Origin of the sequence: Faecalicoccus sp. (assembly GCF_036552745.1) — a bacterium.
GTDB lineage: Bacteria > Bacillota_I > Bacilli_A > Erysipelotrichales > Erysipelotrichaceae > Faecalicoccus.
This window is the reverse complement of record NZ_JAXKBY010000157.1, coordinates 1-8,332: the sequence shown is the minus strand read 5'-3', so window position 1 is coordinate 8,332 and position 8,332 is coordinate 1. Positions and strand designations below refer to the sequence as shown.

The following is an 8,332-nucleotide window of genomic DNA, read 5'->3' as shown; positions in this document are numbered from 1 at the left end:
TATGAAAATAAGAATGGGTGTTTTTTAGTCAATATCAGTAGGAATTTTCATAAATTAATCATATGATATGTCCTAAATATACTATTTTCTTCCTTGAAACGCCTTTAAAAGAGTCAAACTATCTGTATAATCCAAATGACCACCCATAGGAATACCATATGCCAATCGTGTGACCAAAACATCCTTTCCTATAAGCTTTTCAATATATAACGATGTAGTTTCTCCCTCTACTGTTGGATCAAGAGCAAGAATAACTTCTTTAATTTCATCTTTATGGATTCTATCAACTAATGAATCAATATTTATATCTTCAGGAAGAATTCCTCTTGATGTATTTATAACTCCATTTAATACATGGTAAACTCCCTTATATTCTTGAATAGATTCAATGGCCAATATGTCTTTCGGGCTTTGTACAACACATAATAATGTATGATTTCTATTTTGATCTGAACAGATTGAACATATATCTCCATCACTGAGATTACCACACACCTTACATGTATCTACACCCTCGATTAAAACTTGTAAGGAATTTACAAATTCTTCTCTTTTTTCCTGTTCCCAATTTAATGTTTCAAAGGCATATCTCTCAGCTGTCTTTCGACCTACTCCTGGTAGATTTTGAAATGCCAGAATCAGATTTTCAAATTTTTTTGGATACATTCTATTCCTCCATTTTTTTATTTTCCTTTTTTAATCATATGATTAGTCATCTATGATTGTTATGCCTGGAAAATAGTTTTTCATCTTTTCTTCAATCGTTTCTTCTCTTACTTCACTTTTTTCAAGTTTTGGTTTAATGATTACCTCAGCAGCTTCTGGTAAAGTATGTGTTAACATTTTTTGTCTAAATTCATCAATTACACGATTATGTTGCACTGAATCAACTGCGAAAACTACCTTAGGTGTTCCTAACAATTGTTCCGTATAGTTTTCATATCCCTCTTCCAACTGCATGGCATTGATCTCTTTTGCCTGAATTTCTGATTTTACACTAACAATCATATACGTGTTTCCACTTGCCACTAAATTCACATTACGTAGTGTTGATGCGTATTTAGCCGCGTCTAAATCAGATAAATACATATCATTATCCTTTAGTTTCAAAGAATCTATTTGTCTTTGTGTCTTCTGAGCACCTACAAGCAATTGTAGTACATATTCATCGCTTAATATGATTTTACGATCTTCTTTTCTCACATCCTTCAATGTTTCACGTGAAACATCAGATATTTCATTTTTTTCCGAAATTGCCTCAAAATCGCTATTTTTCGTACTTTTTTCTTTTATTTCTGATTGTTCAGATACCGTTTCATATGAGTTTTTGCTATTGCTCATAGTAATTTCAGAATCAAAACTCTTATCGATTTTATTCTTTTCTGGCTCTGTTTTCAAAGATATTTCATATGAATCGGCAATTGATTTTAATAAACCTGTTTCTAAATAATCAATTACACTGGATGCATAATTAAATTTACTATATACATCCATCAATTCATCTAAGACACGGATTCTAAATGGAGAAGGTGCCATAGATATCTTTTCTTGAATAATTCTTTTATTTGAATCCGAAACTAAATCTGTATTTGCGGCATAATCTAAAATGATACTGTCTTTTAATAATGAAATTAAATCTTGTGTTAATCGTTTTAAATCCATTCCTGCTTCTTCTGCTTCTTGAAGCTTCTGAACAACAAATTCTATATCTCTTTTGTATAGTGCATAAAATAAATCACCTAATTCATCTAAAGTTACAACACCATAAATCTGACGAACATCATTGACTGTAATCTTGGAAGTGCAAAATGCGACACATTGATCTAATATAGATAACGCATCACGCATCCCTCCATCGCTTAATTGTGCAATTAAACGAATGGCTTCTTGATCAATTTGTATATTCTCTTGTTCACAAACGATTGTTATTCGCTTTGTCAGATCTTCCATGCATACTTTATTAAAATCAAATCGTTGACAACGAGAAATGATAGTTGGAATTACTTTATTAGGCTCTGTTGTTGCCAAAATAAAGACTACATGGGCTGGAGGTTCTTCAATGGTTTTTAAAAGGGCATTAAAAGCACCTGTTGTCATCATATGAACCTCATCAATGATATATACTTTATATTTTCCCTGCATTGGAGCATATTTTACACGTTCGATCAAGTTACGAACTTCATCTACACCATTATTAGATGCAGCATCGATTTCTATGATATCCGGATGATTTCCATTTTGAACCATCTGACAATTCACACATTTTTCACATGGCTTATGATGTTCACTTTCACAATTCAACATCTTCGCAAAGATTTTGGCAACCGTTGTTTTTCCGGTTCCACGAGGTCCGCAAAATAAATAAGCATGTCCTATACGATTCTGATCAATTGCATTTTTTAATGTTTGGATGATATGTCTTTGTCCAACAACATCCTCAAATCTCTGGGGTCTATATTTTCTATATAATGCCTGATACATAAATTCAGACCTCACTTTCTAACCTCTTCATTATAGCATAAAGGCTCAAGCCTTCTTTCGTTTCTGTTTAAAAAACTCCTTTAAAAGACTTGAGCACTCTTCCTCTAATATTCCACTTGTATAACTTGGATAATGATTAAATCCTTTTGTTTCAAATAAGTTGGTACAAGAACCAACACAACCTCCCTTTGGATCGTAGGCGCCATAGACAACACGTTCGATACGAGATTGTATAATAGCACCAGCGCACATCGGACAAGGCTCTAACGTTACATATAACGTACATCCTTCCAACCGCCATGTATTTAATTTCTTACATGCTTTCTGAATAGCCAAAATTTCTGCATGAGCAATGGATTGTTGATTCATCTCTCTTTTATTGTAAGCACGAGCAATGATTTTATCGTCTTTAACAATAACACATCCAATAGGAACTTCATCTTTTGCCGCAGCCATTTTAGCTTGTTTAATTGCTTGTTTCATCCATTTTTCATCATTTAACATATTCGCAGCTTCCTATAAAAAAACTACTACACATGATGGAGCAAACTTAAGGCTGCTTCGTTCCCGACCTGACCTGATTCATTTGACATCATTGTAGTAGCTTTCTTATTATATCATATGAATTTACATTTTCAACAAGTTTATCCTTTTAATCCTCTAGATTGACGATCCATATCTTCAATCACAATATCATAAATTTCTCCTAAGCTGGCACAGTATTCCAATACTTTCCAGGGATCATTGGTATGAAAATGTATTTTGATCAATTCATCATCACCTACTGCCAATAAACAATCTCCTTTAAAATTCTCTATAAAATAATCATGAATCTTATTTTCATCGAGATTTTTACCTTCAATCAATAATTGTGTATCATATTTAAACTCTATCATGATGATTTCCTTTCTTTTTTCATATATCATACTATAAAAAAAGATAATCATAAATTCATATGAATTCACAATTATCTTTTACAGGTTATCCTATTTTCTTTTTACCACCCATATATGGCTGTAATGCTTCTGGAATCAATACACTTCCATCTTCCTGCAGGTTGTTTTCCAGGAATGCGATCAACATACGCGGTGGAGCCACACAAGTATTGTTTAAAGTATGGGCAAAATATTTATTTCCTTTTTCATCTTTTACACGAATGCGAAGACGTCTTGCCTGTGCGTCTGTCAAATTAGAACAGCTACCAACTTCAAAGTATTTTTTCTGTCTAGGAGACCAGGCCTCTACATCCACGGATTTACATTTTAAATCCGCCAAATCACCGGAGCAACATTCCAGTGTTCTTACCGGTACATCTAATGAACGGAAGAATTCTACTGTATTCATGTAAAGTTTTTTAAACCATTCCATACTTTCTTCCGGCTTACATACAACGATCATTTCCTGTTTTTCAAATTGATGAATTCGATAGACACCACGTTCCTCGATACCATGCGCTCCTTTTTCCTTTCTGAAGCATGGAGAGAAAGAAGTATAAGTATAAGGAAGATCTTTTTCATCTAAGATCGTATCAATAAATTTTCCAATCATAGAATGTTCGCTGGTTCCAATCAAATACAGATCTTCGCCTTCAATTTTATACATCATGCCTTCCATTTCCGCAAAGCTCATAACACCATCAACAACGGCAGAACGAATCATATACGGTGGAATACAATAAGTAAATCCTTTATTGATCATAAAATCACGTGCATAGGAAAGTATGGCAGAGTGTAAACGAGCTACATCACCCATTAAATAATAGAATCCATTTCCGGCAACTTTACGAGCACTGTCCAAATCAATTCCATTTAAACGTTCCATGATTTCTGTATGATATGGAATTTCAAAATCTGGTACAACGGGTTCTCCAAATTTTTCTAATTCCACATTTTCTGAATCATCTTTTCCAATAGGAACACTTTCATCGATCATATTAGGAATCATCATCATTTTCTGTTTGACAGATTCTCTTAATTTATCTTCCTTTTCTTCCAAGGCTTCCAATTCCTGAGCAATCGAAGCTACTTTCTGTTTTACTTCTTCTGCTTCCTCTTTTTTACCTTGTCCCATCAAAGCTCCAATTTGTTTGGAAATTGTTTTTCTCTGCCCTCGCAGATCATCTGCATGCTGCTGAGTCTGACGAAGCTCTTTATCTTCCTGTAAAACTTCATTGACCAAAGGAATTTTCGCATCCTGGAATTTTTTCTTCATATTCTCTTTGACCAAATCTGGATTTTCTCGGACAAATTTAATATCTAACATTTCTATATCCTCCTTTTGTCCATTAAAAAAGAGACATGTACCACAAAGGGACGATGTCTCGCGTTGCCACCCTTCTTATCTTAAAAAATAAGATCTCTTGACATGATAACGGTATGTACCGAAAACAGATACTTTTTTCCCTGTTTCACTCAAAGGGGCTTTTCCATTTATCTTCTCGATATTTTCACCAGCCATATCGTCTCTATAAAAAAAGAATAAATGTACTTTTCCTTTTCATTGTTTTCAGTATATTTTATATCATTCTTTCAATAAGAGTGCAAGTTTGAATCGAATAGAATTTTATAGAATACGAATAATCATATGACATTCCTATTCCTGGATCTGTTTAGGCTTTTTAAAGATGCCAAAGACTACAATTAAAATTGCAATCGGACACATGATGGATAAAATAGGTAACGACATATTTAAAATAAAATCTAAACCTAAACTTGAAATAATAAAACTGAAAATCACAAAAAGTAATAACCATTTTTTATAGGAAATCTTTGGAACAAGTTCCTGAAAATATTGGGCACAACAAGATAATAATCCGGTACAAACATTAAAGCAGGCAATAAAGAAAATCATGCCTACTAAGATTTGCGCAAATGATCCAAAACTATTTTCTATAGAATAGACTAAAACTTGTGCACCATTTGTCACTTGATCAAACATACCGGAGCTATGCATTCCTATATAACCGGTAGCACAATAAACAATTGCCAATAACATTCCTGCAATCAGTCCTGCCTTCATAATTTCAATCGTAACTCTTTTTGGCTTTTTAATTCCTAAATCTTGAATGTTGATGGCGATAATAATTCCAAAATTTAAAGCCGCCAAAATATCCATGGTCTGATAGCCATCCACGATTCCGGATAATACCGGTGATGATGCATATCTTGTATAAGGATTCCCAATATGAACAGGAAGCAAAAAAATAGCACCTAAAAATACAATCAATATTAAGATCAATAAGATGGGTGTCATAAATTTTCCTAATAAATTTTTTAATTTATTTGGCTTTAATGCCACAAATCCTGCCAATGTGAAAAAGAGAAGGGAATATATAATTTGAAACAACATGCGATTGTCTTCCTGAATCAAAGATGCCAATGCCATTTCAAATGAAGTCGAAGCGGTTCTGGGAATCGCAACACAGGGTCCAATCAACAAATACACTAGTGTCACAAACACAAGTGTAAAATAAGGATGAATCTGATCTGTCAGATTTTTTAATCCCTGATGCTTGGCAACGACAATAACGGTAACACTGGGAACGACAACTGCCATCAATAAAAATCCAAGGATTGAAAGTAAAAATGAAGAACCGGATTGTGCTCCTAATAAGGGAGGAAAGATCAAATTTCCAGCTCCAAAAAACATTGAAAACAGAGTAAATCCTATTAATATACTATTTTTGATATTTAACTTTTCCATACAATCTCCTTAAAAAAGATCCTTATTGTGATAGACAATAAGGATCTACAGATTTATTCTTCCTGTGTTTCTTCGTCCTCGTCATGATCAACTAAAGTAACCTTGGTCACTTTAGAACCTTCTGTCAGATGAATCAATTTAATTCCCTGCGTATTACGTCCATAAACACCTACACTGGCCAGTGAGATACGAATCATGATACCGGAACTGGATACGATCATTGCATCTTCATCCCCATTGACAGCTTTTACACTGACTAAATTTCCTGTTTTCTCGGTAATATTTATCGTACGTACACCTTTTTTACCACGGGAAGTCAAACGATATTCTTCAAAATCACTGCGTTTACCATATCCATTTTCAGAAACTGATAATACGGTGTTTCCTTCATTGGATAAACAAACACCTACAACGTAGCAGCCATCACAATTAAATCCAAGTACACCAGCTGCATTTCTTCCCATCATACGAATTTGATTTTCTTTGAAGCGTACAGCTTTTCCATTGGATCCGGCAATCATTACTTCATCATCACCGGTCGTTGCCTTGACAAACGCAAGTTCATCTTCTTCTTTTAAGCTGATTGCGATCTTTCCATTACGATTGATATTGTCAAATTCATTTAATGCGGTTCGCTTGGCAATTCCGTTTCTGGTCACAAACAATAAAGTTTTGATATGATCATGTTCTTTAGGAATTGGAAGCAGCACTTTTACCTTTTCATCCTTTTCCAATGTCAGAAGGTTGATGATTGGAAGTCCCTTAGCTGTTCTGGATGCGATAGGAATATTAAATCCCTTCATACGATAAACGCGTCCTTTATTCGTAAACAACAACAACCAGTCATGTGTTGACATGGAAATCAAAGTATCGATGGAATCTTCTTCATTTAATGTCAATGACTTAATACCACGTCCACCACGATTTTGTGTATGATAAGTATCAACCGGTTGACGTTTGATATAGCCTGATTCTGTCAACATAATGATACTGTCTTCTACCGGAATCAGATCCTCATCTTCCATATCAAATGAAGCATCACTGATTTCCGTTTTACGATCATCGCCATATTTTTCATTGATTTCTGTCAGATCTCCACGAATGATCTGTAGTACACGATCATGATTGGCCAGAATATCTTCCAAATCCGCAATTGTCATTAAAATTTCCTGATATTCTTTTTCAATCTTATCTCTTTCCAAACCGGATAATCTTCTTAACTGCATGGCTAAGATAGCCTTAGCCTGTGTTTCAGACAATCCAAAGGTTTCACATAGATCCTGAATCAATCCAGCTTCTTCTTTTTTACTGGAACGAATCAAATGAATGACTTGATCAATATGATCCATCGCAATACGAAGACCTTCTAAAATATGCGCCCTGTCTTTTGCCTTCTTTAAATCAAATTTCGTTTTTCGAACAATAACTTCTACCTGATGATTTAAATAATCATTCAAAATCTCTTTTAAAGAAAGCTGCTTTGGTCTTCCATTCTCCAAAGCCAGCATATTGATTCCAAAGCTTGTCTGTAACGGAGTCAAACGGAAGAGTTGATTTAAGATGACTTCTTCCTGCACATCTTTCTTTAGTTCCAGTACAATACGAATACCTTCACGGTTACTTTCATCATTCAGATAAGTAACACCTTGAATTTCTTTATCACGAATCAGATCCGCCATCTTTTTAATCAAATTCAATTTGTTGACCTGATATGGTATTTCATAGAATATAATTCGTTTCTTTCCATTATCCAATTCTTCAATACGATATTTGGAGCGAATCATGATTGATCCACGACCCGTTTCATAGGCCTGACGAATTCCTTTTCGTCCTAAGATCATACCGCCGGTTGGAAAATCTGGGCCCTTGATAACTTCCATCAATTCCGGTACGCTGACATCCGGATCATCCATAATTCTAAAAATAGCCTGAATCGTTTCTCCTAAATTGTGTGGTGGAATATTAGTAGCCATACCAACAGCAATACCAACAGAACCATTGATCAAAAGGTTAGGAATACGGCTTGGTAAAACAACCGGTTCACTTTCTTCACCATCATAGTTTGGTACGAAATCTACGGTATCTTTATTAATATCACGCATCATCTCCATAGAGATTTTTGACATACGCGCTTCCGTATATCGCATGG

Annotated in this window: 7 protein-coding genes, 1 other RNA gene and 1 other annotated feature; all 8 genes read right to left on the bottom strand. The window is 34.5% G+C overall.

Going from position 1 to position 8,332, the window contains the following annotated elements:
* Positions 1 to 81: 81 nt before the first annotated feature.
* Positions 82 to 666: a recombination mediator RecR gene (gene recR, locus U0M88_RS07535; protein WP_294687414.1), complete on the bottom strand. Its 585-nt coding sequence runs from the start codon at positions 664 to 666 to the stop codon at positions 82 to 84.
* A gap of 42 nt (positions 667 to 708) precedes the next feature.
* The gene (gene dnaX / locus U0M88_RS07530; RefSeq protein WP_294687411.1) at positions 709 to 2,481 is read right to left on the bottom strand and encodes a DNA polymerase III subunit gamma/tau; all 1,773 of its coding nucleotides are present in this window, start codon (positions 2,479 to 2,481) and stop codon (positions 709 to 711) included.
* A 45-nt stretch (positions 2,482 to 2,526) separates the two neighbouring features.
* Positions 2,527 to 2,985, bottom strand: coding sequence for a tRNA adenosine(34) deaminase TadA (tadA, locus tag U0M88_RS07525; RefSeq protein ID WP_117446666.1), 459 nt, complete (start codon positions 2,983 to 2,985; stop codon positions 2,527 to 2,529).
* A gap of 10 nt (positions 2,986 to 2,995) precedes the next feature.
* An RNA gene (ffs, locus tag U0M88_RS07520) (signal recognition particle sRNA small type) lies at positions 2,996 to 3,093 on the bottom strand.
* Positions 3,094 to 3,125: 32 nt separating this feature from the next.
* Entirely contained in the window at positions 3,126 to 3,377 is a 252-nt protein-coding gene (locus U0M88_RS07515) for a kinase to dihydroxyacetone kinase (RefSeq protein ID WP_205141539.1), read from the bottom strand.
* Between the two features lie 85 nt (positions 3,378 to 3,462).
* A complete protein-coding gene (serS, locus tag U0M88_RS07510) occupies positions 3,463 to 4,743 on the bottom strand; it encodes a serine--tRNA ligase (RefSeq protein WP_022790546.1) in 1,281 nt (426 codons plus the stop codon).
* 43 nt (positions 4,744 to 4,786) lie between these two features.
* Positions 4,787 to 4,990, bottom strand: a binding site (T-box leader).
* An 83-nt stretch (positions 4,991 to 5,073) separates the two neighbouring features.
* On the bottom strand, positions 5,074 to 6,183 hold the full coding sequence (gene brnQ, locus U0M88_RS07505; protein ID WP_331869421.1) for a branched-chain amino acid transport system II carrier protein: 1,110 nt from the start codon (positions 6,181 to 6,183) through the stop codon (positions 5,074 to 5,076).
* A 53-nt stretch (positions 6,184 to 6,236) separates the two neighbouring features.
* The coding region (gyrA, locus tag U0M88_RS07500) for a DNA gyrase subunit A (protein ID WP_331869420.1) at positions 6,237 to 8,332 on the bottom strand (2,096 nt) is incomplete at its 5' end.